Origin of the sequence: Methylobacterium mesophilicum SR1.6/6 (genome assembly GCF_000364445.2) — a bacterium.
Lineage (GTDB): Bacteria > Pseudomonadota > Alphaproteobacteria > Rhizobiales > Beijerinckiaceae > Methylobacterium > Methylobacterium mesophilicum_A.
Genome location: NZ_CP043538.1, coordinates 2,662,194 through 2,688,996, shown reverse-complemented (window position 1 = coordinate 2,688,996; position 26,803 = coordinate 2,662,194). Strand labels below are relative to the sequence as shown.

The window sequence follows — 26,803 nt, the reverse complement described above, 5'->3', positions numbered from 1 at the left end:
CATCGCGCGCGCCGCATCCGAGCCAGCGCATGCAGATCGAATCCGTCCCCCCGCAACGGCACCTGCCGCCACTCGTGAAGCTGGCGCTGGAACTCGGCCCGCTGGTCCTGTTCTTCCTCGGCAACGCCTATTCCGAGCGGTTCGGCGTGGCGCCCGACCAGAAGCTGTTTGTCGCCACGGGCGTGTTCATCGCGGCGACGGTCGTCGCCCTGACGATCCACTACGTGATGGTCCGCCGCCTGCCGATCATGCCGCTCGTCTCGGGCGTGGTGGTGGTGGTGTTCGGCGGCCTGACCCTGGCGCTGCAGGACAAGACCTTCATCATGGTCAAGCCGACCATCGTGAACGCGCTGTTCGGCACCGTGCTGCTCGGCGGCCTCGCCTTCGGGCGCTCGCTCCTGTCGGTGGTGCTCGACTCGATGTTCAGCCTGACCGAGGAGGGCTGGCGCAAGCTCACCTTCCGCTGGGGCGTGTTCTTCTTCGTCCTGGCCGCCCTCAACGAGGTGGTGTGGCGGACCCAGACGGAGGATTTCTGGGTGAACTTCAAGGTGTTTGGCATCATGCCGATCACCGTGCTGTTCGCCCTTGCCCAGACGCCGCTGCTGACGCGGTACGAGCGCAAGGCGCCGCAGCCGTAAAGGCTACTGCGCCGCCGCGACCTTGCCGGCCGCCCGGATGCGGGCGAGCACGCTCGCGAAGTTCTCGGGCGTGAGGATGCCGACGAGCTTGTCGCGAATCACGCCGTCAGGCCCGATGATAAAGGTCTCGGGCACGCCGTAGACGCCGAAATCGATTGCCGCCCGACCGCTGGCATCCGCCCCCACCGCGCTGAACGGCACCCCGTGCCGGGCGAGGAAGCGCTGGCCGGCCTCGGGGTTCGGCTCCTTGTAGTCGATGCCGACCAGCCGGATCCCCGGCTCCTTGGCGAGCCGCATCAGCATCGGGTGCTCCACCTGACAGGGCGCGCACCACGAGGCGAACACGTTGAGCACCGTGATCTGCCCCTTCATGTCGGCGCTCGCCAGGCCCGGCACGGGGGCGCCGGCTGCCGTCAGTCCCGGGACGGCGGGAAGCGTGAAGCTCGGCACCGGCTTGCCGATCATCGCCGAGGGCAGGGCGGCCGGGTCGGCGCCCGAGCGCAGACGCAGGAACAGCACGGCTGCGAGGGCCGCGAAGGCGAGGGCCGGCACGATCAGCAGGAGGGAGCGCCGGACCGGCAGCGGCTGCCCGGTCGCATCGTCGACGGGAGCGTTCATCGCCGCTCCTCGCCGAACCCCTTGAGCGCGCGGACCTGCGCCCGCCGATCCCGGATCGCGTTGCCGACGAGGCCGAGCATGACCAGAGCCGTGAAGGCGTAGGCGGCCAGGATGAAGCTGCCGTGAGAGCCGAGATCCATCGCCGCGTTCCTAGACCGGTTGTCCGACCGGCATCGCGGCCGGCGTCGGGGTGATGCGGGGCTGGGCGCGGTCGAGGCGCTCGGCCTCGCGGATGGTCAGCGTCCGCACCCGGCGGCGCATGATCTCGGTGCGCATGGCGTAGAGGTGCAACGTCGTCCCGCCGAGCGTCGCCGCGCCGATCATCAGCAGCAGCGGGTAGAGCATCGAGGGATCGATGGTCGAGCCGCCCATGCGCAGGATCGAGGCGGGCTGGTGGAGCGTCGACCACCAGTTCACCGAGAACTTGATGATCGGCAGGTTCACCGCACCGACGAGGGTCAGGATCGCCACCGCCCGCGCGGCGCGGTTCGGATCCTCCAGGGTCCGCCACAGGGCGATGATGCCGCAGTAGATCAGCAGCAGGATCAGCATGGAGGTCAGGCGCGCGTCCCAGACCCAGTAGGTGCCCCACATCGGCTTGCCCCAGAGGGACCCGGTCACGAGGCAGATCAGCGTGAAGGCCGCGCCGATTGGGGCGGCGGCGCGCTGCGCGACGTCGGCGAGCGGATGGCGCCAGACCAGCGTGCCGATCGCCGACAGGCTCATGGCGCCGTAGAAGAACACGCCGAGCCACGCGGCCGGGACGTGGATGTACATGATCCGCACGGTCTCGCCCTGCTGGTAATCGGGCGGCACCACGAAGAAGGTCAGGTACAGCCCGACACCGAGGGCGACCAAGGAGAGCGCGGCAAGCCATGGCACGAGCGCGCCCGACCACCGCATGAAGTGGCTAGGATTCGACAGGCGGGTCCAGAGGGAAGGCGTCATCGCGGCTGCGGTCTCGGACATCGTGACCGTGGGTCTACCCTAGGGTGCGGTGCAGCAACAATGCGGGGTCTCGGCGCAGCCGTCGGGGTCGCAGAAACGTGCCCTTCCTTTGCAGCCGAAGATGAGCATGGGCTGGACATGAAACCGGACGCCGACGTGCCGCCAGTCCCCAAGACGTGCGCGCGCCTCTTCCTCCCCCTTGCGGGCTACGGGCGACCCACGGGATGATTTTCATAGTACATTCGGGCGGATCGCTCGATCCTCTTCTCTAAGGAAGAAGGAGCGGGATGCGCGCGTCTCCCTCCCCCCGCACAGGGGGGAGGGGAGCCGCGGTGCCGTTCATGGCCGTCCCGACAGTGACGTGGGACCATCGACGCCCACGGATGGTCGAGCTTCCGCGTCCCGAAGCGCCTCATATCTTGACAATGTTCCTATTTTGTGCTTCCTGACCGCACCTGCCCGTGGCGCTTCGGGAGCGATCCTGTGGCGTCCTTCGCGGGGCCCGTCCGGTGGCTGACCGGGCGGGTCCGCGGGCGGGGCGGTGCCCGCGTCGGTGGCTCTCAGCCGCCATCGCCCCGGGCGGCGGACCGGCACGGGGCGTGTCTCGGAGGCGGGCGTGAGACCGGGCGGCCCTTGGCCCGGCGGGGTGAGGAAATGCCCCCGCGCCGACCCGCCTCTGGGCGTGCCCGAAGCCCCCTGCGGACCCGCCCACTACGAGGCGGGGGACGGCTGGAAGGCCACGGCGCTGAAGGGCGGGTTCCGGAGGTGCGTGCACCTCGTCCGAGACCGCCGGCAGCGAGGCGCAGGACCGGGACGTCGGCAAGACACCGCGACGAGAAAGACGGCCGCGATCGGGGGCGATGCCCGGTTGCTGCCGCGGGCGCCGCGGGGATCGGATCCCGCGCGTTTTGGCCGACACCTGGGTTCCCGCGGCGTCCCGCGTCCCGCGTGTTGCTTCCTGGGCCATGCCCCCGGCGCCGAAAGGCGGGTGGGGACGATGGCGCACATGCCTCGTCCCTGTATTGTTCGGGCGTCCACGTCTCACCCATAGGGTCCGTATCGCACGACTCGCCGGAGCGGAGCAAAAGCGATGCAGACTCGAGACAATGGATGGGAAAAATCCGCATCGGCCTGGATCTCGGAAATCGGTGAGCAGGGCGATTACGGCCGGACATACGTACTTGATACGCCGATGCTTGAACGGGTTCGGAGTCGATCTTTCGGCCGGGCTCTCGATATCGGATGCGGGGAAGGCCGGTTCTGCCGGATGCTGCGGGCGGAAGGTATCGTGTCGGTCGGTATCGAGCCGACGCCCACCCTGCGCGACGCTGCGATCGCCCGCGATCCGTCGGGCACCTACCTCGCCGCCAGGGCCGAAACCCTTCCGTTCGCGGACGGCGCGTTCGATCTCGTCGTGAGTTATCTGACGCTGATCGATATCGACGGTCTCGAAGCAGACATCGCCGAGATGACCCGCGTGCTCCGGCCCGGCGGCTCTCTCCTGATCGCCAATCTCAACAGCTTCAACACTGCGGGTGAATGGCATGAGCGCGACGACGGATCCCGCTCTTTCGTGCTCGACAATTACATGCTCGCGCGCTCCGAGTGGGTGAGTTGGCGCGGAATCACGATCCGGAATTGGCACCGCCCCTTCAGCGCGTACATGAAAACCCTGCTCAACTCAGGCTTGCGCCTGATCCACTTCGACGAGCCGCTTCCAACCGGCGGCGATCCCGAACGGGTTCGGCAGCACTTTCGAGCCCCGTACTTCCACGTCATGGAATGGCAAAACCGCTGAAGACGGCCCGACCACGGCGTCCGCCTCGGCGCGACGCGGTCGGATGTGGAGCGAGCGCGCCCCTTGCGCAGGACCGGCCGATTACGCATATAGATACGAACAAAAAGAGAACAAAAGCGCGTCGTCCAACAAAGCTGTGGACGGCGCGGCCTCCTCCCGCCGGTACGAGCCCCGCATGCGAACCGCCGACAAGCAGATCGCCGACATCCTCGTCCGCTACGGCGAGCCCTTCGGGGGCAACGTCTGGCGCGTGCAGGGCACGGCCGTGATCTATCACAAGACCCTGGAGCGCATCGCCGCGCAGGCCGGGATCGTGTTCGAGCCGCCGACCATCATCCGCGCCGAGCGGGACGAGGCCGTGATCCTGGTGACCGGCCGGCTGCCGGGGACGAAGCCCGGCACCGAACGTGTCGAGTGGTCGCTCGGCGAGGCGCTGGTCAACGTGAACTACCGCGTCTCGGGCAAGCAGGCGGCTTACGTCTACGCCATGGCCGAGAAGCGCGGAAAGGACCGCGTGATCCTCAAGCTCATCGAGCTGCACGGCCTCGTCTACAGCGAGGAGGAAGCCGACGAGTTCCGCGCGCACCAGATCCCCGTCCGGGCCGTGGACGAGGATTTCGAGGAGCCGGCCGCCTTCGACGAGGTCACCGAGGCCGAGGGCGATCTCAAGCGCCGCATCGACGAGGCCGAGACGATCAACGCCGTCACCGACCTGATGCTGGACGGTGCCACCCAGGCGATCCTGGCGACGATGCCGGCCGGCACCCGCGACGAGGTTCGCGACTACGCCAAGGCACGCCTTGTGGCCCTCGGCTGGCCGAAGCGGGCCGGGCGCCGCAGCGCCGCCTGACCCTCAGCACACCTTCACCCCAACCGCAGGAGACCGCCATGCATCGCGCGACGAGCCGCCGCACCATGAAGGCCCGCCGGGACTCCCACCAGAGCTGGAGCATCGAGACGCTGTCCTACAGCCCGACCCGGATCGTGCGCCTCGGATCCGAGAAGGTGGCGATCCTGTTCCCTCCGGTCGAGCCCGGGGCGGCCTGGCAGCTCTATCCGCATCCCGACGCGTTCCCGGGGCTCAACTTCGAGGGTCTGCCCGAGCCGTTGCGGCCGGAATTCCTCGCCTTCCCGGACCTGCCCGAGGTCGAGCGCTTCCTCGGCATCCGCGACGCGCAGCCCACCGCCCTCGCGGCGTGAGGGGTTCCATCAGGCCAGCGGCCAGGGTGCTCCGCGATGGAGTGCGTCGGCCTCCGGCGTGAAGCCGCCGTCGGGTTCGTGCAGCACGAGGCCCGGAAGCAGGCGCGGCGCCGCGCGGCTGCCCCGGATCGCCGCGATCAGCACGCGGATCGCCGGCGTGTCGCCGCGGGCATGGACGGGACGGATCGCCACGGCGCCGTAGCGCCCCTTGAGCGCGTCGAGGGCAGCGGGCAGCGCGTCGGCCCTGTGGATGAGCCCGAGCCGGCCGCCCGGCCGGAGGATCCCCGTGCAGGCGCGGATCCACAGGTCCAGGCTGCCCTCCGCGAAGGTGTGGGCCGCGGCCCGCCCCGGATGCGGCGAGGCGCGGTGGCTGCCGGCCGCGAAGAACGGCGGGTTGGTGAGCACCACGTCGAGTGCGTCCGGCGAGAGACCTGCGGCGCGGCGTTCCGCCGCTGGCGCGAGCACATCGGCCACGATGACACGGGCGTCGATACCGTTGAGCGCGGCATTCGCTCGGGCCAGTTCGGCGAGCATCGGATCGCGCTCCACCAGGGTGGGCTGAAGCCCCCGCGCCAGCGCGGCGCAGGCGAGCCCGACCGCGCCGGTCCCGGCCCCGATGTCGCAGACCCGATCACCCGCGCTCACGGGGAGCAGCCGCGCGAGCAGGACCGCGTCCGTCCCCGCCCGATGGGCTCCCCGCGGCGGCTGGTGCAGGCGCAGCAATCCGCCCAGGAAGGCGTCCGGCTCAGCCATCACGGTTGGCGCAGTTCGTGCCCGATCCCGGCATCGGCGAGCAGGCGACGGGCCTGGGCCTCGTGGTCGCGCGGCACCAGGAGGCGCTGGCCGAACACGCCGATGGAGCCCTCCATCAGGCTCATGTGGCTGTCCGCCACGAGGACCGGGATCTCGGCGGCTTCGAGGACCGAGCGCGCGAAGCCGATCAGTACGATATCGTTGGCCCGGATCAGCTCAATCATCGCGCACTTGTCGTCATCAACAGGCACATCGGCGGTTTCGTCGCGCGAGATCCGCGTTGCCGGTACACCATATCCCTCCGGGGACGATGTTGCGGCGCCGCGGGACGCGTGCGAAGGGATCGCCCACCCGGCGACGGGCAACCGGTCTGGAGGCTACGGATCTTGGGTATGGCCCTCTCCATCGAGAACCCGAAGCCCGAGGCGGAGGCGGGGCTGAACGACCTCGTCGCGCTCGTGGCTGACGGCATGGCGCGGGTCAACACCACGATCCTGTCGCGGACGGGATCCGACGTGGCGATGATCCCCGAAGTCGCCAACCACCTGATCGCCTCCGGCGGCAAGCGCCTGCGCCCGATCCTGACCCTCGCCTGCGCCCAGCTGTGCGGCTACGCGGGCGGGACCGACGGGGACGTCAAGCTCGCCGCCAGCGTCGAGTTCATGCACACCGCCACGCTCCTGCACGACGACGTGGTCGACGAGAGCGACATGCGCCGCGGTCGCGTCGCGGCCCGGATCAAGTGGGGCAACGAGGCCTCGGTGCTGGTCGGCGACTTCCTGCTCGGACAGGCCTTCCGGATGATGGTTGAGGTCGGCTCCTTGAAGGCCCTCGACATCCTCTCGGCCGCCGCCACGGTGATCGCCGAGGGTGAGGTGATGCAGCTCACCAACGCCAAGAACCTGGAAACCGACGAGGCCGCCTACCTCGCGGTGATCCGCGGCAAGACCGCCGAGCTGTTCGCCGCCGCCTGCGAGGTCGGGCCTGTGCTGGCCGGGCGCCCGGAGGCCGAGCAGGCCGCGGCGCGCGCCTATGGGATGAATCTCGGCATCGCCTTCCAGCTGATCGACGACGTGCTGGATTACGGCGGAACGTCGGCGGAGCTCGGCAAGAATGTCGGCGACGATTTCCGCGAGGGCAAGATCACCCTGCCGATCGTTCTGGCCCATCGCCGGGCCAGCGAGGGCGAACGCGGCTTCTGGCGGCGGACCCTTCAGCAGGGCGAGATCCGCGACGGCGATCTGGAGACGGCCCTCGACCTGCTCCAGCGGCACGGCACCCTCGAGGAGACGGTGGCCCGCGCCCAGCATTACGGCGCCGAGGCGCGCGCAGCCCTCGACATCTTCCCCGACGGCGCCGTGAAGGCGGCGCTCCTCGGTGCCGTGGAGTTCTGCGTCGCGCGGGCGCGCTGAGAACCGGTGCTCACGCGTCCAGCGTTGACAGCCACCAGTCTCCGCCATCGTACCAGCAGCTCGCGTCGCGCGCGCCGGTGAAGCGGAGCGACCGCACCGCGAACAGTCCGCCTCCGGCAAAAGCCGCGTTGAGCCGGACCGCATCGCCGTCGTCGGCATCCTGAAGCGCGATGAACGTCGCCAGGGACACGAACCGAGCCGGCCACGCCGCGTCGTTGGCCGTCCGGCGGACCAGCAGCAGGCCGCCCCGCCTCTGCGGGCCCTGGAGCGGGAAGAGCAGCCGTCCATCCGGCCTCAGGGCATCGAGCCACGCGCGGGCCGGCCGCGCCGTCCCGGCATTGACGTAGATCGCGTCGGCCGGCGGCAATCCCGCCGTGACCCCGGAGCGCGCCGCGACCTGCGCCCAGGGCCAGGGTGCGAGATTGGCGGCCGTCCGGGCGGCGAGGTCGGGATCGATCTCGTAGGCGTGAACCCGACCTCCCGGACCGACCAGATGGGCCAGCAGCGCGGTGTAGTAGCCGCTGCCGCTGCCGACCTGGATCACGGTTTCGCCAGGACGCAGCCCCAGCGCGGCGAGGCATAGGGCGTGGAGGCTGGGCTGTCCGATGTTGACGCCCCGCTCCGGGTCGAGGGCGACGAGCACGTCCTGGTAGAGGAAGGCCGGATCGGCGTCGGGCGTGCGGACGTAATGCGGACGCTGCTCCGGGGATCGGACGATCGTGGCGCAGGGGATCGACCAGGGTCCGGGCCCGGCGAAGATCTCCCGCGGGATCGCCGCGAAAGCGGCCGTGATCTCCGGCGCGGCCCGGCCCGTGACGAGTTCGGCGTAGAACCGCCGAAGCTTGACGGTGCGCGACTTCGCCTCGTCCATGTCGGTCATTTCGGTCTCCCGGGAAGCCCGTTCGCCGGCGCCCGTCGCGTCAACGCCCCACGGGCGCGAGCGCGTCGGTGAGGGCCGGTGCCAGCCCGCGCAGCTCCTCCAGATGGGCGTTCGTCAGCGTCCGCAGCAGCGCCTCGGCGCGGGGCGTGAGCGCCAGTTCGCTCCGCCGCCGATCCTCGACCGCGCGCCCCTTGGTCAGCAATCCGCCCTCGACCATCCGGGCGACCAGCTCGGCGGCGCTGTGGGGGGCGATGAGCAATTGTTCCGCCAGCAGCCCCACTGTGGCGGGTGCGCGCCCGGCATGACCGGCGAGGGTCAGCAGCGCCTGATGCTGCTGCGGCGGCAGCCCGACCCGGGCCGCCGCGGCTTCGCTGAAGGCCAGGAAGCGCCGGAGCCGGAAACGGAAATCCGCAAGGGCTGCGTACTGCTCCGCGGTGAGCGCGCCGGTCTCCGGCATGTCGACCGTCATGATCGCCTCTGCGGTGGGTTCAGCGGACGTACCAACGCGACGCACCGTTCCACAACGTGCCGCGCCACGACCGCAGCCGGCCGTTGTGGAATATATCGTAACCCGACATAAATGACAGACTCTGCACAGGGGAGACTTGAATGAACGGCCGGCTCGAGACGGCGCGCGGCGGAGACGGGCCGCGGCGGCGGACGCTTGGCGATTTCAGTGCCGACCGGCGCGTCCTCACCCTTGCCGGGATGGCGGTCATCACCGGCACGGCCGCGAGCGGCACCGCCTGGATCCTCCTCACCCTGATCGGCCTCGTCACCAACTTGGTCTGGTTCGGCCGCTTCGATACGGCGCTGACATCCCTTGCCGGCGCCACGCCCGGCCCCGGGATGGTGGCCATTCCCGTGATCGGCGCCCTCGTCGTCGGGGCCATGGCGCGCTACGGCTCGGAAAAGATCCGCGGCCACGGCATCCCGGAGGCGATGGAGGCGATCCTCATCGGCGGCAGCCGGATGTCGCCCAAGGTGGCGGTGCTCAAGCCGCTCTCCTCGGCCGTGGCGATCGGGACCGGCGGCCCGTTCGGCGCCGAGGGACCGATTATCGTCACGGGCGGTGCGGTCGGCTCGCTGTTCGCCCAGTTCTTTCATCTGAGCGCCGCCGAGCGGAAGACGCTGCTGGTGGCGGGCGCCGCCGCCGGCATGACGGCGATCTTCGGGACACCGGTGGCGGCCGTGCTGCTCGCCGTCGAGGTTCTGCTGTTCGAGTGGCGGCCGCGCAGCCTCGTCCCGGTGACTGTCGGCGCCGTGACGGCGACCTGCTGGCGGCCGGTGCTGTTCGGCGCCGGTCCGCTCTTCCCCTTCGCCGACAACCCGGCGCTGCCCTGGTGGGGGTTGCCCGCCTGCGCCGCCCTCGGGATCGCCTGCGGCCTGATCTCGGGCGTGCTGACGCGCGCGCTCTACGCCCTTGAGGACGGGTTCGGCCGGCTGCCGCTGCACTGGATGTGGTGGCCGGCGCTCGGCGCCGCCGTGGTCGGGCTCGGCGGCCTGGTCGAGCCGCGGGCGCTCGGCGTCGGCTACGATGTGATTCACGATCTGCTCTCCGGGCACATGCTGGCGAGCGCGGTGGTGATGATCCTGGTGGTGAAGGCCGTGATCTGGCTCGCAGCCCTGTCGTCGGGCACGTCCGGCGGCGTGCTCGCGCCGCTGCTTATCGTCGGTGGTGCGGTCGGGTGGCTGATCGGGCTGCTTCTGCCCGGCGCGCACGGCTTCTGGGCGCTGATCGGCATGGCGGCGATGCTCGGCGGCACGCTGCCAGCGCCCCTGACCGGCGTGGTCTTCGCCGTCGAGATCACCGGCGACGTTGCCGCTCTGGCGCCGCTGCTGGCCGCCACCATGGCGGCCTACGCGGTCACCGTCCTGCTCCTCAAGCGCTCGATCCTCACCGAGAAGATCGCCCGGCGCGGCCAGCACGTGACCCGCGAATACGGGATCGATCCCTACGATCTCGCCCGCGTCGAGGCCGTGATGACGCGCACGGTCGAGACCCTGGCAGCCGACCTGCCGCTCGCCGAGGCGCTCGCCGCCATCGAGACCGGCGCCCACCATGCCTATCCCGTGGTCGATGGGGCCGGCCGTCCCGTAGGGCTGGTCTCGCGCGGCGATGCCCTGGACTGGGCGATGGAGGAGCGTGAAGGGGAAGAGGCAGAGGGCACCCTCGGCGAGCGGGTCTCGGATGCCGACGTTGCGGTGGTCCATCCCGGCGACGTGGTCTCGCACGCCCTCGACATGATGCTGTCAGCCGGGCAGGGGCGCCTGCCGGTCACCGATCCGGTGAGCGGCCGGCTGGTCGGGCTCCTGACCCGCAAGGATCTGCTGCAGGTGCGTGCCACGGTGGTCCGCTCCGAAGCCGAGCGCCGCGCGTTCTTCCGGAAGGGCCGGCTCGAGCGCCGCGCAGAAACGGGAGCCTGATCATGGGCCGTCGCGATCCGGGGACGACACACCGTATCGCTCGGCTTGGCCCCGGGACCGTGTACCTGATGGAAGACCAAAGCAACCGGGACCTTGCCCTCATCGTGTCGCGCGCGGGACGGCGGGAGGCCCTGATGCTGAACCGGCGCGACGGGTTGGGAGGCGACCTGCCCCTGGTGTCCGATCTCGCCATGGACGCGGAGGTCACGGTCCTGCGTGGCGCCTTCCTGGCGCCCGCTGGCCCGCTCGCCGCCACGGCGTCCGGGCCCAGGGTTCGGATTCCGGCCGCGCTTCACTTCGCCGAAAGCAGCGCCTTCCTATGCGGCCGTGATCAGGCCGGCCAGCTGGCGACCTTCGATGTCCAAAGCGGTGCGGCCAGCGCGATCGACGTGGCCGGGCTGCCGCAGGCGGCCCGCTGGCGGGTGATGATCCCACAGGCTGGCGGCGTCGTCACCGTCTACGCGGCCGAGCCGGGCTGAGATGCGTGCCGCAGGCACCTCACCGCAGGAAGGTCGGCGCCACCCACCAGCCCGGATGCGCCGCCCGCAGCACCGTCGCCGCCCGCACCGCTCCGCGCCGGTCGGCGAACAGGGCGAAGACCGTGGCGCCGGAGCCCGACATCCGCGCCAGCCTGCAGCCCTGTGCGCGCAGGGCCGCGAGCGCGGCGCCGATCACGGGCGCTACCGTGAGGGCCGGCGCTTCCAGGTCGTTGCGGGCCGGGGCGATCGCGGCCACGAGGGCCTCGCCGCCGAGATCCGGGGCGATGTCGGGGTGGGTGGCTCCGTCGAGGCTCTGACCGGGCTTGAGGCCCAGGGCCTTGAACACCGGCGCGGTGGGTACCGGAACGCCAGGATTGATCAGCACCGCCGGTTGCGGCGCGAGGCCCAGCGTTGGTCCGATCTCCTCCCCGACGCCGCGCATCATCCGGGCCCGCGGATCGAGGCAGACCGGCACGTCGGCGCCCGTCTCTCGCGCGGCCGCCACGACTGCGGCGTGATCGAGGGGCAATCCGTTGAGGCGGGCGAGCAGGCGCAAGGCCGTGGCGGCGTCGGAGGAGCCGCCGCCGATGCCGGCCGCTACTGGAAGGCGCTTGACGAGGTGGAAGGCGCCCGTCCGCAGCTCCGGCACCCGCCCGGCGAGCCCGCGTGCGGCGCGCAGGACGAGGTTGTCGCCTGTTGGGCCGGCCGGTCCGGCCGTGGGGCCGCTGACGGTGAGGCCGAGCGGCGCGTCGGGATCCAGGGTCAGCCGGTCGGCGGTGCCCGCGAAGGCCACGAGGCTCTCCAGCGCGTGGTAGCCGTCATCCGCCCGACGCCCGAGGATGTGGAGCGTCAGGTTGACCTTGGCGGAGGCGCGGTCTGCGAGAATGGGCACGGGGTCTCGGTCGGCTGATGATGACGGCTCCCGAGGCTCTACAGTTTCATGGCCGCAAACAACAGCTCAGCCCATATTGCCCTGCGGCGTGTATGGCAGCGCATCGCCCGGCCGGATCGTGATCAGATCCTCGGCGAGTTCGACTAGCCCGACACTGGCCGCGAGGCCGGACAGTGCGCCGGCAGGCGCCGGGACGGCGTGCGGCATCCCATTCCCATACGGCTGCAGGCAGACCCGCAGGGACTCGCGCTGGCCAGGGCGCTTCTGCGTGGCGAAGCCGCTCCGCACGATCAGGGCCGGCGCCAAGTCGCGCGCCCCCCGGACAGGTGCAGCACCAGCGGCTTCAGCACCGCCGGCGCCGTGACGTAGGCGGCGGGCGGGTTGCCTGGCAATCCGGCGAAGGCCGTCTCGGCGACCTGCCCCAGCGCTACGGGCTTGCCCGGCTTGAGCAGGCGGGTCTGCACGGGCGACCTCGCGGGTGTGGCGCGCCCGCTTGCGGCATCGGGGCCGCGCGATCAAACCCGCGGGGATGTCCCGGATCGCTCGACGCGCGGTCGAGCGATCCGCATCGTCGACCTGCCTCATCCCTGTCGTGGCCTCGGGCCGCCCGATCCTCTAGTCTCCGGTCGCCATGTCGACCGCCGCGCTTCCCGGCCAGCGTCACCTGTTCGAGGTGCCGGCCGATGTCAGCTACCTCGACGCCGCGGCATGGTCGCCGCTGCCGCGATCCGTCCGGGCCGCCGGCGAGGCGGGCATGCTGTTCAAGAGCCGCCCCTGGGATCATCCCCGCGCGGCGATTCCCGCGATGGCCGAGCGAGCCCGTGCGGCGGCCGCCCGGCTCATCGGGGCAGCCGTGGACGACGTGGCGATCGTCGGCTCGGTGAGCCACGCGATGGCGACGGCCGCGCGGAACCTCCACCCGCGTCCGGGCGGTCGCCTCCTCCGGGTGGCCGAGGAGTTTCCCTCCCTGCGCTTCGCCTTTGATCGTTTGGCCGCGGTCAACGGCCTGACGGTCGAGGAGGTCGCGCGACCCGACGACGGCGATTGGACGGCGGCGGTGCTGGCCGCGCTCGCCCGCCCGGGCGCAGCGCCGCTGGCGCTCGCCACCCTGACGCCGCTGCACTGGACCGACGGCGTCCGAATCGACCTCGACGCTCTTGCACCCGCCGTCCACGCGGCGGGGGGCAACCTCGTGATCGATGCGACCCAGGCCGTGGGTGCCGTCCCGGTGGACGTGGCGCGCTGGCGGCCCGACTTCCTGGCTTTCCCGACCTACAAGTGGGCGCTCGGGCCTTACGGATTCGCCTGCCTGTACGCGGCGCCCCACCGCCAGGACGGCGCGGCGATCGAGGCGCATGTGGGCAACGTGCCGCCGGCCGTCGGGGCCCGCCGCTACGATCGGGGCGAACTGAACGATCCGGTCGTCCTCGCCATGGCGGCGGCGGCGCTGGAGCTGGTCGCCAGCTGGGATACGGCGTCCGTCGCGGTCCGGCTGCGCGCGCTGACGGATCGGCTCGCGGCCGGAGCGGAGGCTCTGGGGCTTGCGGTCGCGCCGCATCACCTGAGAGCCCCCCACATCCTCGGTTTGCGGCGGCCCAGCGGGTTGCCCGCCGGCCTCGTCAATCGCCTGAGCGAGCGGGGCGTATTCGCCAGCGAGCGCGCGGGCGCCTTGCGCCTCAGCCCGCATGTCTGGAACGACGACGATGACGTCGCGCGCTGCCTGGCGGCGCTCGGCGAAGCGCTGGGCGGCTGCCGCAGCGACAGCACGGAAACACAGGGCCGCTAAGCCGAGCCCGACCGATGAGATGCGGGTGCCCCGCCCGGGATCGCGCCTAGATGAGCCTTTGGCGCCGATGGCGCCGGTGTCTGAGGAAAGCTTTTCCAAGCCGCATGTCAGGATCGATGCCGCCTCCGGGTGAGATTATCCGCACACCGGATCAGCGTGGCGCCGGTCGAACGCGGCTGTCGCGCGCCATCCGGGCCGGTTCCTCGGGACGGTTTGCCGTGATCCTCTCAGGCGAACTGATCCAGAGCCTGTTCCACTTCGTGCTCAACATCCTGCTGGTGCGCGAACTCGACGCGCACGATTACGGCTTGTTCGCGATCGTCTTCGCGGTGGGCGCCGTCGGGATCACCTACATCCGCGCCCTGGTGGCGGTCCCCGCGACGCTCCATCTGGCCCGGAGCCTCGGTCGGCCGGCGGCTCTGGGCTACGACGTCATGTTCGGCTCCGGGGCGGTCCTCGTCGCCGGCCTGTTGGGCCTCGGAGTCGGCGCGGCCTTAGTGCCGGTGATCGGCCTCGGCGCTCTGGCGGGCGGGGCGTTCGTGGGCCTCTACGCCTTCCGCAGCTATCTCCGGATCGTGCTCCTCGCTCGCGGGCGTCCGCGGATCGCCGGCATGAGCGACCTCGTCTACGCCGTTTGCGGCGGTCTGTTCGTGGCGCGCGGCCTCACCGGTGCCGGCACGGCGCTGCTCGACCGGGCCTTTGTGGCAATCGCCGTGGCGCACGCGATCGCCATCGCGGTGGCTTACGGGGCGGTTCGCGAGCGTCTGCGATTCTCGCTGCACGCGCGGGCGCGGGCGCGCTACCGGGCAATCTGGCGGACGCTGGCGTGGTCCCTGGCGGGCGTCACCAGCCTCACCGTGCAGGGCCAGGGCCTCACGCTCCTCTTCGGCGTCCTGGCCGGGCCCGCCGCCTACGCGCCGATTGCCGCGACGCTCGTCCTCTACGCCCCGCTGCGCATTCCCACGAGCGCGCTGATGAACATGGTCCTGCCCGAGATCAGCGGGCTGCTGGCCAACGGCGAGGTCCAGGCCGCGCGCCGCCTCGTCGTCCGCCATATGGTTTTGCTCGGCTCCGCCTGCCTCGCCTACGGGGCGGTTATGGCGTCGGCCCTGCCGCTGATCGAGGAGATCCTGTTCAAGGGGCGGTTCGCGGGCGAGCCGATGGGCTGGATCGGGCTCGGCGTCTGGGCCGTGGTGACCGTCTCGCTGCTCTACGCGATCCCGCGCGCCTATCTGGAAGCGTCCGCGGATTTCCGGACCATCACGGCGGGTGCGGTGGCGAGCGCCGCCATCGGATTCGCCATCATGGTGCCGGCCCTGCTGATGCTGCCGCCGGCCACTGCACTCCTGGGCCTCATCGCCTCCGAACTCGCCACCCTCGCCTGGTCGGTGGAGGCGTTCCGCGGCCGCGCGCGCGGGCTAAGCCTCCGGCGGGCTGCCGGGTCAGCCTGACCGCGCGCACCCAGGCCTCAGGCCGCCACTTCCGCCGCCGGTGCTCCGCCGCTCTGCGGCGCGGTCCCGCCGAAGCGGCGCCGTGCCGCGTGCCCGACGCTGTCGGCGACGCGGGCGGCCAAGCCCAGCGGCGTACGCGCGCCCATCATCGAGGCCAGGGTCAGGTTCTGCGTGCCGAAGCGACCCTTGAAGCCCTCGTCGCCACAGAGGAAATCCACGGTGTGCAGCCCGCGGTCGATTGACCACATGATGTAGTCCATCATCAGCACCATGCCCGGCGAGCCGCGCTCGACGGCCGGATCGTAGGTGGTGACGAAGGCCATCATCGTGCCGGCCTGGACGAAGTTGATCGACACCGCCACGACCTCGCCGCCGCATTCCAGCACGAAGGCGTGGAGCAGCCCCGTCTCGGCCAGCACCCGCACCATGGCGGGCAGCGCCTGGGAGCCCTCGTCGTAGAACGCCGTGGAGGCGAGGGCGTGGGTCGCGAGCCAGGCCCGCTTGAAGGTCGTCAGCCGGTCGAGGACCGGGCCGAGCGGCTCCTCCAAGCCGAGCAGGCGGAAGGCGAGGAGGCCGCGTTCGCCCATGAACTTCTGGCCGCGCCTGTAATTCTGACGCGTCTTCTTCGACTGCGCGTCGAACCACGCCTGCCCGGTCTTCCAGGGGCCGCGCACCCGCCAGTTCGCCTCATCGCGATGGTTCAGATGCAGCCGGATCCCGCCGCTTGCCGGTTCGAGCAGCGTCCGCGCCGCAGCCTCCGGAAGCAGCCGGTTCAGATAGGCGAGATCGAAGCCGCCGGTCCGGCCGGCATGGCGCCACATCCTCCGCACGAGGTCCCGGTCGGCTTCCGGCGCCAGCAGCGCGTCCCCGAAGTCCGAGCAGTCCTTGGCGGCCCACTCGAGCACACGGAAGCCCTTCCGCCGGACGGTGGCGAGGGGCATCACGCCGATGAGGTCCTGGCCTCGCCAAGCCAGCGCGATGGCCAGGGTGCGACGGTCCCTGTCGGCGGCGCTCGCCCACCACGCGGAGATCCAGGCATGACTCTGGAAGATGAGCGCGCCGCTGCGCGCCCACAGGTCGCTCCACGCGGGTCCGACCTCAGCCAGGCGCTCGGCCGTGCGGATCGTCTCGAAGCGTTCCTGCATGCGGTCCTGCATCGCGGTCACGCGCCTGGTCGGGACTGGGCGGGCACGCCGCGCAGGCGCCGCACCTGCCGGGAGATCCGCTGACCCATCTTCTTCAAGGGCAGCACGTACAGGCCCGAGAGGGATTGGTAGTCGGCCACATCCCGATCCATGAGGCCGAACTTGAAGTCCTCGTCGGGGTGCGGGACGCACAGGGTCCCGAACAGACGGTCCCAGAACGAGAACAGGAGACCGAAATTCTTGTCGTAGTGCTGCGGCGCCGTCGAGTGGTGAAGCTGATGCCAGTGTGGACACAGGACCACATTGTTGAGCGGCCCGAACGAGATCTTGAAGTGCGTGTGCCGGACGAAGTCCATCATCAGGATGTTGCGCATGATGTAGACGTTGATGCCAAACACCGTCAGCTCGACCGGGTTCAGGGACAGGAGGCTCCAGATCCCGAAGCAGATCCCGGGGATCACCCCGTCCCAGGCGCGGTTCATCAGCTCATCCAGCGGGTGCACCCGGTCCTTGGTGATGCCCACCATGACCTCGGCCGAGTGGTGGACCTTGTGCAACTCCCACAGGAACGGGAATCGGTGCTGGGCCGTGTGATAGAGATAGTAGGACAGGTCGTAGGCCAGCAGCATCGTGGCGGTGAACACCACGATGGTGATGGGCCCGGGCTCGCCGAAGACCGGATGGTCGATGCCGAACAGCGCGCCCAGGAGCCGGTTGGTCGCGTAGCCGACCGCCACCACGAAGGTCACCCCCGCCGGGATGAGCAGGAACGGCATGATTGCCTTGCGGGTGACGTAGAACAGCAGGTCCGCGCGGGCCGAGGGATGGGTGATCACCGCGCGCGGGAGCGCGAACTCGAAGAACTCGGCGAACGAGTACCGCTCCGCCGTCCGCAGATAGGCGATCAGCGCGCAGCCCAGCGCTGTCGCGAACAGCAGGCCGGCGGCGAGCATGTTCTCGCCCGAGAGCTTCTCGGCGATCTGCTGGATGAAGTGGGCGACATCCATGAGTGCGCGTTCCCTTCGCCGAGCCCGTTCCCTCGCTATCGCCGCACAGTCGCCGCCGGATCCGATTCTGCCTCAGCAGGCAGAAAGGTCTGCGAACCGGGCTTCCAGGAGCTTAGTGCCGCGCGACTTGTCCACCAAAAACCGAATCCGTCATCCGTGCGCCGGGATACAGCCAACGGGCTGAACTTTTGTTAAACCGGCGCCGGATATACGTGCCGTTCTCGCCCACTCCTCAGAGGCTCGGTCGCGTCGAATGTTGCGCCTCCGGAGCCGCCGTGCGCGGCCCGCCCAGGGTCGTTCGGACCATGGCGGCGATCCCGTCCGCCGCAGACTTCCCGGAGAACACGCTCTCGTAGCGCGCCCGTGCGGCCTGGCCGAAACCCCGCCAATGCTCAGGATCCGAGATCATGCGCATCAGGGCCTCCGCGATCGGCTCCGGCCCGCCGGGCGGTACGATCCACCCGGTCTTGCCGTCCTCCACGACCTCCGGCAGACCACCGATCGCGGTCACCAGAGGCGGTACGCCGTACGACATGGCCTCGATCGCGACCCGGCCGAGGGATTCGGGCTTCTGCGACGGCATCGTGACCACGTCGGCCCAGCGATAGAGCGGCGCCGGATCGGACACGAAGGGCTGCAGGCTGACATGCTCGGAGAGGCCTGCCGCCTCGATCTGCGCCGTCAGGGCCCGCTCACGGGCCTCGTCCTCGAAGGCGCTCCCGACGATGCGCAACTCGATCCGCCGCCGCATGGCCTCGGGCAGCGAGGCAAGGGCCTCGACCAGGACATCCTGACCCTTGATCCCGCTGATCCGCCCGAGCATCAGCATCCGGAGTGGACGGCGTCCATCGTAATCCGCCGGCTTCGCCCCCGGCGGTCCGGCGATCCCGTTGTAGACCACGCAAGCCGTCACCTGCGCCGGAAGCGCATAGACCCGCTCGGTGGCGCGCGAGTTGAACACGACGTGGGCGCCGCTCCACAGGATGAGGGCGCGCAGAACCTTCAGCACGACCCCGTCCGGAAGTTCGTGGACGTGCACGATGCTGCGGCCCGGCCGGAACCGCGCGGCCAGGAGGTAGTCCGCCACCACGGTCGTGTTGATGTAGACGAGGTCGCTGGCGCGGAGACGCCGGTACGCGCGCAGCACCGCGAGCGGCAACACCATCAGACCTAGGGTGGCGAGACGTGCGAGGTCCTTCCGTCGCAGGATCCACAGGGGCTCGATCGACACCCGGCTCGCGAAGGGCGTCAACGCCGCCACGATCGGGCCGCTGCGCGGCAGGACGACATCGATCTGCGCGGTCGGATGGATGGTTCGGAGGGTGCAGACCGTTTCGACGAAACACCGGTCGGAACCGTAGAGTTCGAAACCCTGATGCACACAGGTGATGCGCAGGCCCGAGCCGACGTCGCTCGCGGATCGCGCGTCCCCGGCTGTTGTCCTCGCTGCCCCGCTTGCTAGGTAAGTCGTGCGCAAGATCGTCTCGTTTGTCAGAGGGATCATTAATAAAATTAACCTACAACCATAGGTTGCAATATCGATTTCGCGACGATATTATTGTGATACTTTTATATTAGGATGGGCAAAATGGGAAGGAAGGACCATGCCTGAACGCGCGCCGACGGTACTTATTCTCGGAACGCGCGGGCTTCCGGCAGCCCATGGCGGCTTCGAGACTTTCGCCGAGCGTCTCGCGATTTACCTTTCCGGCCGCGGCTGGCGCGTCGGCGTGTACTGCCAGCGCGATGTCGAGCGGGTAGAGACCCGGGTGGCGTCCCGGATGTGGAATGGCATCGAGCTGATTACCGTAGAAGTCGGTCTGCGCGGCCCGGCCGCGACTCTCGCCTTCGACGCCGTCTGCGCCCATGACGCGGCGGCGCGCGACGGCGTTGCCCTCGTGCTCGGCTACAACGGCGCGGTGTTTCTGCCCTATCTGCGCGCCCGGGGCGGACGGATCCTGACCAACATGGACGGTATCGAGTGGCGCCGGCCGAAATGGCCGCTTCCGGTCCGGGCCTTCTTCTATGCCAGCGAATGGATCGCGGCTTGGTCCTCGCAGCGGCTCGTGGCCGACCACCCGATCATCGCCGACCACCTCGCCCGGCGGCGGCCTCGACGCGACATCGCGACGATCCCCTATGGCGGCGACCCGCCACCCGAAGGCCTCGGGCCACCTCCGCTCGGCCTTGAGCCCGACCGGTACCTGATCTCGATCGCCCGCATCGAGCCGGACAACAACATCCTCACCCTGGTCGAGGCGTTCTCGCGCCGACGCCGTGGCGCGCGGCTCGTCGTGCTCGGCGCGATGAGGGTGGGAAACCCGTACCACCGGGCGGTGGAGGACGCCGCGTCGGAGGAGGTCCTGTTCCCCGGCGCGATCTACGAAGCCGAGAAAGTGCAGGCCCTGCGGGTGCACGCGCGCGCCTATCTCCACGGACACACGGTGGGCGGCACGAACCCTTCGCTGGTCGAAGCCCTCTGGGCTGGGAGCGCCGTCGTCGCCCACGACAACCCATTCAACCGCGGCACGGCCGGAGAGGGGCAGTTCTACTTCTCGGACGTGGATTCCTGCGCCGCCGTCATCGAGCGGGTGCTCACCGACACGCCGACGGTCGCTGGCGCACGCGCGGCGGCTCGGGAGCGGGCCGAGAACTTCCGCTGGGACGACGTGCTGGCCGCCTACGAGGACACGCTGCGGCAGGTTGGCAATTATCCGCCCGCACCGACCCGCGCGGTACACCACCCCGGGGCCGTGGCATCCGCGCCGCGGCCGGCGCCGGTCGGTGCCACGACCGGGACGGGCTGGTGAGGGCGAGCCGGCGGGCGCTGCTGGCGGGCAGCGTGGCTGCGGCGGGCGCGCACGGCCTCCCGGCCCGCGCCGCCGAACCGTTGTCGCTGCGCCGGGGCATCGCGCTGTGGCCCTGGTTCTCGCTCACCACCGAGTACCCGGCGCCGCGGACCGAATACGCGTGGCCGCCTTTCCAATCGGATCGGCCGACACCCACGGACTCCGATCTGCGCCGCCTCGCCGCCCTTGGGTTCGACTTCACGCGGCTTCCCCTCGACCCCGGTCCCTTCGTGGCCTTCACGGGCGCGCGGCGGACCGAACTCCTCGCCAGCCTCTCGGCGGCGATCGACGCGGTGCTGGCGACCGGAATGCGCGTGCTGGTCAACGTCCAGGCAAACGCGGCGACCCATCACTACACGCCGGACGCCTTCTACGGCTCCGATCGTGCACCCCTGTTCCCGCTCTACCGGGATCTCGTGGCCGAACTCGCCCGCCTGTGCGCCCGCAAGGGCCTCGACCGGGTGGCGCTTGAGCCGGTCAACGAGCCGCCGCAGGCCTGCGGCGCCGACGCGTGGAACCGCGTCCAGGCCGCACTCCTCACCGCCGCCCGGGCGGCGGCCCCGTCGCTGACCCTTGTGGCGACGGGCTCCTGCGGCAGCCTGGTCGCCGGGCTGACGGCCCTCGACCCGGCCGCCCTCGCGCGATACGCGCCGCTCCTCTACACCTTCCACTTCTACGAGCCGTACCTGTTCTCCCACCAGGGCGCACCGTGGCTCACCGAGGAACCGTTCTACCGCTGGCTCAACGCGGTGCCCTGGCCTGGTCCGCGCGGCACGCTCGCGGAGACCCTGGCCGCGGTGCAGGCCCGGATCGATTCCGACCAGACGGTCTCCTCGGCCGAGAAGATCCGCGACCGCGCCGTGATCGAGGGGAAGCTGCGCGAGTATTTCGAGGCCCGGCCCGGGCCCGACTACCTCGCCGCCGCGATGGCGCCGGTCTCGACCTGGGCCGATCTCTACGGCATCGCGCCGCGGCACGTGCTCATCGGCGAGTTCGGAGCCCTGCGAACCGATGCCCGCTACACGGCGGCGCGGTCGATCGACCGGGCGGCCTACATCCGAGACGTGCGCGAGGCTGCGGAGCGAGCCGGCTTCGCGTGGTCGTTCTGGAACCTGTTCGACGGTCTCGGCCTCATGGACGAGGCGCACATACCCGATCCCGCCCTGGTGGCCGCCCTCGGCCTGCGGGCGCGGCCCTGAGCTTCCGTCAGGTCCGGGCCCGGTCCGTCCCGATCGGAAACAGGACGATGAGCATCAGGACGAACTTGGCCAGCATCGTGGTCTTCCCGGCCAGCCCCTCGAAGGTGTTCACCAGGATCACGAAGGTCAGGATCGGCAGCCAGACGCCCCGGCGGCACGCGCGGGCGACCTCGGCGAGGTAGAGGCCCACCGCGACGACCAGAAGCGCCGTCACCAGGATGCCGTGATAGAGCAGGTCCGAGACGATCGAGTTCTCGATCCCCCATTCGAGGCCGTAGATCCTTCGCAGGGTGCTGACCTGGAGGATGTCCGGGCCGATGAGGAGATCCCGGAACGGGATCGCGCTGAAGATCGCCAGCATGTCGACCCGCGCCTGGGCGCTGCCGCCGTCGGACACGAACCGCTCCAGCAAGGTATCGAAGAAGCCCGCGGCGGCCAGGACGGTTACCGCCACCGGCAGCATCGTCAGGGCGAAGCACGCGCAGGCCGCCGCGGCGAGCGGGATGCGGCCGCCGCGCAGGCTGCGGTGGAGCGCGAAGAGGCCGACGCCGGTGCCGAGGACCAGAGTCGTCACCGTGGCGGAGCGACCGCCGAACACCACGAGGGCGACGACCTGCAGGGCGATCATTCCGGCGCGCAGGGCCGGGCCGAGCCGGCCGCCATCCTTGGCCAGGGCCAGGATGTAGCACGCCGTCATCGTGGCGTTGACGAGGGGGTGTCCCTGAAGCGCCGCCGAGCGGGTGTCGGTCTCGAAGGCCATGCCGTCGAAGCGGAACGGAAAGAAGCGCTGGCCGCTGACGAACTCGAACAGCCCGAGCAGGGCGTTGGCGAGCATCACGAGGTGGAACACGGTCTCCAGGCGCCGCAGCGTCGCGGCATCGCGGTCCATGAGCAGGATCGGAACGAGGCCGGCCAGCACGAACGTGTCGATCGAGCCGGCGAGGCCGGTCCCGCCGCGGGCCGCGATCAGCACGAGGAGCAGGACGCCGCAAAGCGCCAGCAGCACGCAGGCGGGGCGGCGGTTCAGCGCCCGGACCACGGGGAGCACCGGGTTGCCGGCGCGCAGCAGCGTCCAGCCGGTCAGAGCCACTGCCAGATAGGTGGCCGGGTGGATCTTGGACGGCGCCGAACCGCTGATCCCGTCGTAGTTGATCCCCAGCGCCCAGAGCAGGCCCCCCGACACGCCGACGAGGATCAGCGTCCAGAGGACGAAGGCGAGGGATTCGATCCGCGCCAGCCCGCGCGGCAACGGTCGCGGGAGCCCGCGCCGGATCGCGATGCTCCTCGGCGACGCGGCGGAACGGCGGGCGAGGCCCTGCGGTTGGGCTGCCCTCACGCGCTCCGCCTCTTCAGGAGCAGGGAACCGGAGATCGGCCGGCCGAGGGCTTCGGAGGTGTCGACCAGGTCGATGAGATCGCGCTGGCGCGTCGCGCCGTTGCAGGCGACGAGCAGCACGCGGTCGGCCGCCGCGGCGACGGGGCCGAGCCGCAGGTTTTCCGTGAGGACGCCGCCGTCCAGGATCACCAGCTCGAACCGGCCCTTCACCCCCGCGAGAAAGCGGGTGATGTTGCCGGGCGTCAGGGCGTCGCGGATCGGCTTCCCGGTGTCGCCGAGGCCGATCTGGCGCGCGCCCGTCTTCGGATCGGTCTGGGTCACGGCGTTCAGGCTCTGCTCGCCGCGCAGGATGTCGAGGAGCCCGCCCGCACCGGAGCCGTCGCTCCGCAGGTCGGCATCGACGAGCAGCACCCGGTCACCGCGCCCGACCGCCACGGAGGCGAGCAGCTGGATGACCGCCCGGCGCTCGGCCTCGTCCGACTCGCCCGAGGTCACTAGGAGCGCCTGCGAGGGGCCCGCGGTGCCCGACGTCGCCGCGAGGTGGTCCAGCGTGAGGCTCGCCGCCGCCGCATTGGCGCCGCGCGGCCGCAGCCCGGGGAGAACCGCCATCACCGGCGCGTTCGAGATCCGCTCCAGCTGGCGCGGTGAGAGAACCGTCGGCGCCACGTATTCCCGCGTCAGCGCGAGGCCGGCGCCGAGCCCGAGGCCGCCCACCAGCGCGGCCGCCACCAGGATCAGACGCGGCGGCCAGCTCGGATCCTGCGGCGGTCGGGCCGCCGTGATGATCCGGGCGTTGGAGCTGTCGATGCTGGTCTGCTCCTTGATCTCGCGGGCGCGCACCAGGAAGGTGTTGTAGACCGTGCGCGACGCCTCGACCTCGCGCTCCAGCTCGCGGAGCTGAACCGACGACTTGGCGGTCGTCGCCGATTGCCGCTGGAGCCGCTCCAGCTCGGCCGTCAGCGTCCGCTCGTTGGCCTGAGCCCGCTGGTACTCGGTCTCGGCCGCGCCGGCGATGCGGTTCAGCTCGGCGTCGATCAGCCGGCGGACGTCCTGCATCTGGGTGCGCACCGCGGCGATGAACGGATGGCGCTCGCCCAGGTTCGTGCGCAGATCCGCCTCCTTGGCGGCGAGTTCGGCATACTGGCCGCGCAGGCGGTCGATCACCGCCGACTGGACCGCCTCCGGCATCGCGCCCGACCCGATCGCCTGACCCCGCGCGTCGCGGATGCCCTGCAGGCGCGCCTTGGCCTCGGCCGTGCGGGCCCGGGCCGCGACGAGGCGGGCGTTCGAATCGGTGAGCTGCTGCTCGTTCACGAGCCGGCCGCTGGAGGTGATCAGGCCGTTCTGCGCCTTGTAATCCTCGAGCTTCTTGTCGGCCGCGCTGACCGCGTTGCGCAACTCGTCGAGGCGGCCGCGCAGATCGCCCGCAGCCCGCTTGGCGGCGTCGGAGCGGGCTTCCGTCTGGTCGGCCAGATAGGCGCCCGCGATGGCATTGACGATGCGCGCCGAAAGATCGGGATCCGTCGTGGTGACAATCACGTCGATCACGAAGACCTTGTCGGCGCGCTTCACCGCGAGCTTCCGGCGCAGCTGGTCCAGGGCCCGGCCTCGCGGATCGACGCGTCGCTCGGATTTCGGGCCGACGACCATCGCGCGCAGCGACGCCAGGGTGCGCGCAACGGCGCTGTCCTGGGGGACGCCGAATCCCGGCTCGGTCTCCAGCCCCGCCTGAGCAACGGCGCGCCCCAGGACCGCGTCCGACTCGATCACCTTCACTTGGCTCTCGACCTGCGCGATGCCGCCGTCCGGCGATAGCGCGCCCGGGTTGACGTCGTTGGAGACGACCTGCCGGTCCCGCGGATCAATCAGGATCTGGGCGGTCGCCGTGTAGAGGGACGGCGCGATGACAGCGTAGGCCAGGACCGCGAGGCTGAGCAGGAGTGCCGTGCCGAACACGAGCGTCTTGCGTCGCCACAGGATTCGCCACAGGTCGCCGAACTCTGCGGTGGTATCCGGCCGGCCTTGGGCCGGTCGCTCCGGGTGCGGTTCCTGCATGGGAGACAGCCAGGTCGCGACAGCGATGTTATGGTCGATCTGTGTCACGATCGGTCACCGTCGTCTCGATCTGGTTCAGCCCCGAGCGGGTAACACCCCCTCCCGCAAGAGTCGCGCAGGCGAGAGGCGCGCAGGCAACTGGCAAGCCGTCAAGACTGCGGTGGCTCCATGAATGCGCCGTCTTTACTGGAATGATGGTGAACATTCCCGCGAAGTCCGGTCTCCTCCTCCTGGGTTATCACTCCCGTTACGGTTCAGGTCGTAGACGGGAACCGTGTTCGTGATCGACGAACCTCCGCGCCGAGCGGGAGCGCGAGCATCGATGCATGTGAGAGTTCGCCTGGACGGTGCGCGGCCCGTCCGATGGCACGCCGCATTACTGCGGCGCATCTCCGGGTTGCCGGGGATCCGCGCCGTGAGCATCGACGATGCACCCGCGACCGAGGTTTGGCCGGCGACGGCAGACCTGCTGTTCCGTCTTGAAGCCCTGGTCCACGGCCTGCGCCCGGTGGGCTCGGCGGCGCTCGCCGCCGCCGAGCTCGACCGGTGGCGCCGGACCGACGCCGCGCCCGATCTCCTGCTCGACCTCTGCGGCGACGCGCCGACGGGGCCGGGTACCTGGCAGCTGGCCTACGACGGACATAGCGGCGCGGCGGCGTTGCTCGCGAGCCTGGTCGCGGGAGGGGTGCCGCGGCTCGACCTCGTCGAGAACGGAGCGGTCGTCGCCGTGGGCCGCCTCGGTGCCGATCGGCCGGGGATCGTGCTGGCGAGCTTCGACGACGCGCTCGCCCGCACGGCGACGGTCATCGCCGCTGCCCTGCGGCGCCGAGCTTCCGGGCAAATCGCACCGGTCTCCGCGGCGGACGGGCCGGCCCCGCGCGCCGTCTCGCTGCCGATCCCGGCGCTGGGGGCGCGCACCGGCCGCATGCTCGCTGGCGCGCTCGTTCACCGGTTGTACCGGCTCTGCTACAACGCTCCCCACTGGCGCTGTGGCTGGCGCCGCCTGGACGGGCCCGACCTGATCGCGCTCGGGCATCTCCCCGACGCGGCCTGGACCGTGCTCCCCGACGACGGCCGGCGCTTCTACGCCGATCCCTTCCCGATCGCCGTCGGCGGAACGACGCACCTGTTCGTCGAGGATTTCCCCCACGCCACCGGCAAGGCGATCATCTCGGCGGTCCGGTTTGGTCGGGATGGTCCCGAGGGGGCGCCCATCCCCGTCTTGGAGGAGGCCCACCACCTCTCGTACCCGTTCGTCTTCGAGCGCGACCGTCACGTCTGGATGGTGCCGGAGAGTTCGGCCGCCGGCACGGTCGACCTGTACCGAGCGACACGCTTCCCCGGCGGCTGGGTGAAGGAGGCGACGCTGCTGTCCGGCGTGGTGGCGAGCGACGCCACGCTCGTCGAGCATGGGGGGATCTGGTGGATCTTCGCCACCGTCCGCGACGCGGAGCCCGGGGCGCCGGCCGGGTCGGGCTCCTTCCACGACGCGCTGCACCTCTGGTCCGCGCCCGATTTCCGGGGGCCGTACACGCCGCATCCGGCCAACCCGGTGCTGGTGGATCCCGCCTTCGCGCGCCCGGCCGGGCAGATGGTCGCGCGGGACGGGGCGCTGATCCGCCCGGTCCAAGACTGCGCCGAGGGCTATGGCCGCGCCCTGGCGCTGGCGCGGATCGATCGGCTCGACCAGGAGGGGTTCGCCCAGACCATCACTGCGCGCATCGGGCCCGGACCGGCGTGGCCGGGCAGTCGCCTCCACACGGTGAATGCGGGTGGCGGGATTGAGTGCATCGACGGGTCCGCCCGCGCCCTCCGGTTCCGAAGACCGTCCCGACACGGACACGCCTCGGTCAGCCGCGAAGGCCGAGTGCCCGGCGCGGATTGTCGATGACCGGACTGACCGCTCGTCCCGGACGGGCACTGTCCGGAAC

Annotated in this window: 27 protein-coding genes; 12 read left to right on the top strand and 15 right to left on the bottom strand. The window is 70.7% G+C overall.

Translation table 11 applies throughout. The features are described from left to right. Nucleotides 1-29: 29 nt before the first annotated feature. Nucleotides 30-638: a septation protein A gene (locus tag MMSR116_RS12825; protein ID WP_010682746.1), complete on the top strand. Its 609-nt coding sequence runs from the start codon at nucleotides 30-32 to the stop codon at nucleotides 636-638. A 3-nt stretch (nucleotides 639-641) separates the two neighbouring features. Here MMSR116_RS12825 and MMSR116_RS12820 read toward each other — a convergent pair whose 3' ends face one another. From MMSR116_RS12820 to MMSR116_RS12810, 3 genes are read right to left on the bottom strand one after another with little or no spacing between them, the layout of a single operon-like run. Next, a complete protein-coding gene (locus MMSR116_RS12820) occupies nucleotides 642-1,256 on the bottom strand; it encodes a DsbE family thiol:disulfide interchange protein (RefSeq protein ID WP_010682747.1) in 615 nt (204 codons plus the stop codon). Continuing rightward, on the bottom strand, nucleotides 1,253-1,396 hold the full coding sequence (ccmD, locus tag MMSR116_RS12815; protein ID WP_010682748.1) for a heme exporter protein CcmD: 144 nt from the start codon (nucleotides 1,394-1,396) through the stop codon (nucleotides 1,253-1,255). The genes MMSR116_RS12820 and ccmD overlap by 4 nt, the downstream gene beginning before the upstream one ends. A gap of 10 nt (nucleotides 1,397-1,406) precedes the next feature. Then, nucleotides 1,407-2,204 (bottom strand): heme ABC transporter permease, encoded by a 798-nt coding sequence (locus MMSR116_RS12810; RefSeq protein WP_039892369.1) that lies wholly within the window; start codon nucleotides 2,202-2,204, stop codon nucleotides 1,407-1,409. 1,090 nt (nucleotides 2,205-3,294) lie between these two features. Between MMSR116_RS12810 and MMSR116_RS12805 the strand changes: the two genes are divergently transcribed. From MMSR116_RS12805 to MMSR116_RS12795, 3 genes are all read left to right on the top strand, one after another. Then, nucleotides 3,295-4,002: a class I SAM-dependent methyltransferase gene (locus MMSR116_RS12805; RefSeq protein ID WP_010682751.1), complete on the top strand. Its 708-nt coding sequence runs from the start codon at nucleotides 3,295-3,297 to the stop codon at nucleotides 4,000-4,002. 175 nt (nucleotides 4,003-4,177) lie between these two features. Further along, entirely contained in the window at nucleotides 4,178-4,852 is a 675-nt protein-coding gene (locus tag MMSR116_RS12800; protein WP_010682752.1) for a hypothetical protein, read from the top strand. 38 nt (nucleotides 4,853-4,890) lie between these two features. After that, complete coding sequence (locus MMSR116_RS12795; protein WP_010682753.1) at nucleotides 4,891-5,202, top strand: hypothetical protein; 312 nt, start codon at nucleotides 4,891-4,893, stop codon at nucleotides 5,200-5,202. A 9-nt stretch (nucleotides 5,203-5,211) separates the two neighbouring features. Here MMSR116_RS12795 and MMSR116_RS12790 read toward each other — a convergent pair whose 3' ends face one another. Continuing rightward, complete coding sequence (locus MMSR116_RS12790) at nucleotides 5,212-5,955, bottom strand: tRNA1(Val) (adenine(37)-N6)-methyltransferase (RefSeq protein WP_010682754.1); 744 nt, start codon at nucleotides 5,953-5,955, stop codon at nucleotides 5,212-5,214. After that, nucleotides 5,955-6,179, bottom strand: coding sequence for a DUF2007 domain-containing protein (locus tag MMSR116_RS12785; protein ID WP_039892370.1), 225 nt, complete (start codon nucleotides 6,177-6,179; stop codon nucleotides 5,955-5,957). Before MMSR116_RS12785 ends, MMSR116_RS12790 begins: the two co-directional genes overlap by 1 nt. A gap of 168 nt (nucleotides 6,180-6,347) precedes the next feature. Here MMSR116_RS12785 and MMSR116_RS12780 point away from each other — a divergent pair, with 168 nt between their 5' ends. Continuing rightward, complete coding sequence (locus tag MMSR116_RS12780) at nucleotides 6,348-7,367, top strand: polyprenyl synthetase family protein (protein WP_010682756.1); 1,020 nt, start codon at nucleotides 6,348-6,350, stop codon at nucleotides 7,365-7,367. Between the two features lie 10 nt (nucleotides 7,368-7,377). Here MMSR116_RS12780 and MMSR116_RS12775 read toward each other — a convergent pair whose 3' ends face one another. Together MMSR116_RS12775 and MMSR116_RS12770 are read right to left on the bottom strand one after the other, a co-directional pair. Continuing rightward, a complete protein-coding gene (locus MMSR116_RS12775; protein WP_010682757.1) occupies nucleotides 7,378-8,247 on the bottom strand; it encodes a protein-L-isoaspartate O-methyltransferase family protein in 870 nt (289 codons plus the stop codon). A gap of 40 nt (nucleotides 8,248-8,287) precedes the next feature. After that, nucleotides 8,288-8,716, bottom strand: coding sequence for a MarR family winged helix-turn-helix transcriptional regulator (locus tag MMSR116_RS12770; RefSeq protein WP_010682758.1), 429 nt, complete (start codon nucleotides 8,714-8,716; stop codon nucleotides 8,288-8,290). Nucleotides 8,717-8,856: 140 nt separating this feature from the next. Here MMSR116_RS12770 and MMSR116_RS12765 point away from each other — a divergent pair, with 140 nt between their 5' ends. After that, a complete protein-coding gene (locus MMSR116_RS12765) occupies nucleotides 8,857-10,674 on the top strand; it encodes a chloride channel protein (protein ID WP_010682759.1) in 1,818 nt (605 codons plus the stop codon). 68 nt (nucleotides 10,675-10,742) lie between these two features. Further along, nucleotides 10,743-11,153 (top strand): hypothetical protein, encoded by a 411-nt coding sequence (locus tag MMSR116_RS12760; RefSeq protein ID WP_244625652.1) that lies wholly within the window; start codon nucleotides 10,743-10,745, stop codon nucleotides 11,151-11,153. A gap of 19 nt (nucleotides 11,154-11,172) precedes the next feature. Here the strand turns inward: MMSR116_RS12760 and MMSR116_RS12755 are convergent, their stop codons facing one another. The 3 genes from MMSR116_RS12755 to MMSR116_RS31865 form a co-directional block, all read right to left on the bottom strand. Next, complete coding sequence (locus MMSR116_RS12755; RefSeq protein WP_010682761.1) at nucleotides 11,173-12,045, bottom strand: 4-(cytidine 5'-diphospho)-2-C-methyl-D-erythritol kinase; 873 nt, start codon at nucleotides 12,043-12,045, stop codon at nucleotides 11,173-11,175. 66 nt (nucleotides 12,046-12,111) lie between these two features. Next, nucleotides 12,112-12,351: a hypothetical protein gene (locus tag MMSR116_RS31870; RefSeq protein ID WP_039892371.1), complete on the bottom strand. Its 240-nt coding sequence runs from the start codon at nucleotides 12,349-12,351 to the stop codon at nucleotides 12,112-12,114. Continuing rightward, a complete protein-coding gene (locus MMSR116_RS31865) occupies nucleotides 12,336-12,509 on the bottom strand; it encodes a hypothetical protein (RefSeq protein WP_244625651.1) in 174 nt (57 codons plus the stop codon). Before MMSR116_RS31865 ends, MMSR116_RS31870 begins: the two co-directional genes overlap by 16 nt. Before the next feature lie 167 nt (nucleotides 12,510-12,676). Between MMSR116_RS31865 and MMSR116_RS12745 the strand changes: the two genes are divergently transcribed. Both MMSR116_RS12745 and MMSR116_RS12740 read left to right on the top strand, forming a co-directional pair. Beyond that, nucleotides 12,677-13,831, top strand: a complete 1,155-nt coding sequence (locus tag MMSR116_RS12745; RefSeq protein WP_010682762.1) for an aminotransferase class V-fold PLP-dependent enzyme — start codon at nucleotides 12,677-12,679, stop codon at nucleotides 13,829-13,831. Nucleotides 13,832-14,049: 218 nt separating this feature from the next. Beyond that, a complete protein-coding gene (locus MMSR116_RS12740) occupies nucleotides 14,050-15,282 on the top strand; it encodes a hypothetical protein (RefSeq protein WP_010682763.1) in 1,233 nt (410 codons plus the stop codon). 17 nt (nucleotides 15,283-15,299) lie between these two features. Here the strand turns inward: MMSR116_RS12740 and MMSR116_RS12735 are convergent, their stop codons facing one another. The 3 genes from MMSR116_RS12735 to MMSR116_RS12725 form a co-directional block, all read right to left on the bottom strand. Further along, a complete protein-coding gene (locus MMSR116_RS12735; RefSeq protein WP_010682764.1) occupies nucleotides 15,300-16,439 on the bottom strand; it encodes a GNAT family N-acetyltransferase in 1,140 nt (379 codons plus the stop codon). 5 nt (nucleotides 16,440-16,444) lie between these two features. After that, nucleotides 16,445-17,434 (bottom strand): sterol desaturase family protein, encoded by a 990-nt coding sequence (locus tag MMSR116_RS12730; protein ID WP_010682765.1) that lies wholly within the window; start codon nucleotides 17,432-17,434, stop codon nucleotides 16,445-16,447. 232 nt (nucleotides 17,435-17,666) lie between these two features. Next, on the bottom strand, nucleotides 17,667-18,938 hold the full coding sequence (locus tag MMSR116_RS12725; protein ID WP_010682766.1) for a glycosyltransferase family 4 protein: 1,272 nt from the start codon (nucleotides 18,936-18,938) through the stop codon (nucleotides 17,667-17,669). A 100-nt stretch (nucleotides 18,939-19,038) separates the two neighbouring features. On the opposite strand from MMSR116_RS12725, the gene MMSR116_RS12720 reads away from it, so the two are divergent. Both MMSR116_RS12720 and MMSR116_RS12715 read left to right on the top strand, forming a co-directional pair. Beyond that, nucleotides 19,039-20,244 carry a DUF1972 domain-containing protein gene (locus MMSR116_RS12720; RefSeq protein ID WP_010682767.1) on the top strand — a complete coding sequence of 402 codons (1,206 nt, stop codon included), beginning with the start codon at nucleotides 19,039-19,041 and terminating at the stop codon, nucleotides 20,242-20,244. Then, nucleotides 20,241-21,482, top strand: a complete 1,242-nt coding sequence (locus MMSR116_RS12715) for a cellulase family glycosylhydrolase (protein WP_010682768.1) — start codon at nucleotides 20,241-20,243, stop codon at nucleotides 21,480-21,482. Before MMSR116_RS12720 ends, MMSR116_RS12715 begins: the two co-directional genes overlap by 4 nt. Before the next feature lie 7 nt (nucleotides 21,483-21,489). Here the strand turns inward: MMSR116_RS12715 and MMSR116_RS12710 are convergent, their stop codons facing one another. Both MMSR116_RS12710 and MMSR116_RS12705 read right to left on the bottom strand, forming a co-directional pair. After that, nucleotides 21,490-22,818 (bottom strand): VpsF family polysaccharide biosynthesis protein, encoded by a 1,329-nt coding sequence (locus MMSR116_RS12710; RefSeq protein WP_244625649.1) that lies wholly within the window; start codon nucleotides 22,816-22,818, stop codon nucleotides 21,490-21,492. Next, nucleotides 22,815-24,920, bottom strand: a complete 2,106-nt coding sequence (locus MMSR116_RS12705) for a GumC family protein (RefSeq protein ID WP_039892374.1) — start codon at nucleotides 24,918-24,920, stop codon at nucleotides 22,815-22,817. Before MMSR116_RS12705 ends, MMSR116_RS12710 begins: the two co-directional genes overlap by 4 nt. Before the next feature lie 274 nt (nucleotides 24,921-25,194). On the opposite strand from MMSR116_RS12705, the gene MMSR116_RS12700 reads away from it, so the two are divergent. Further along, complete coding sequence (locus MMSR116_RS12700; protein WP_010682771.1) at nucleotides 25,195-26,763, top strand: glucosamine inositolphosphorylceramide transferase family protein; 1,569 nt, start codon at nucleotides 25,195-25,197, stop codon at nucleotides 26,761-26,763. Nucleotides 26,764-26,803 lie beyond the last annotated feature (40 nt).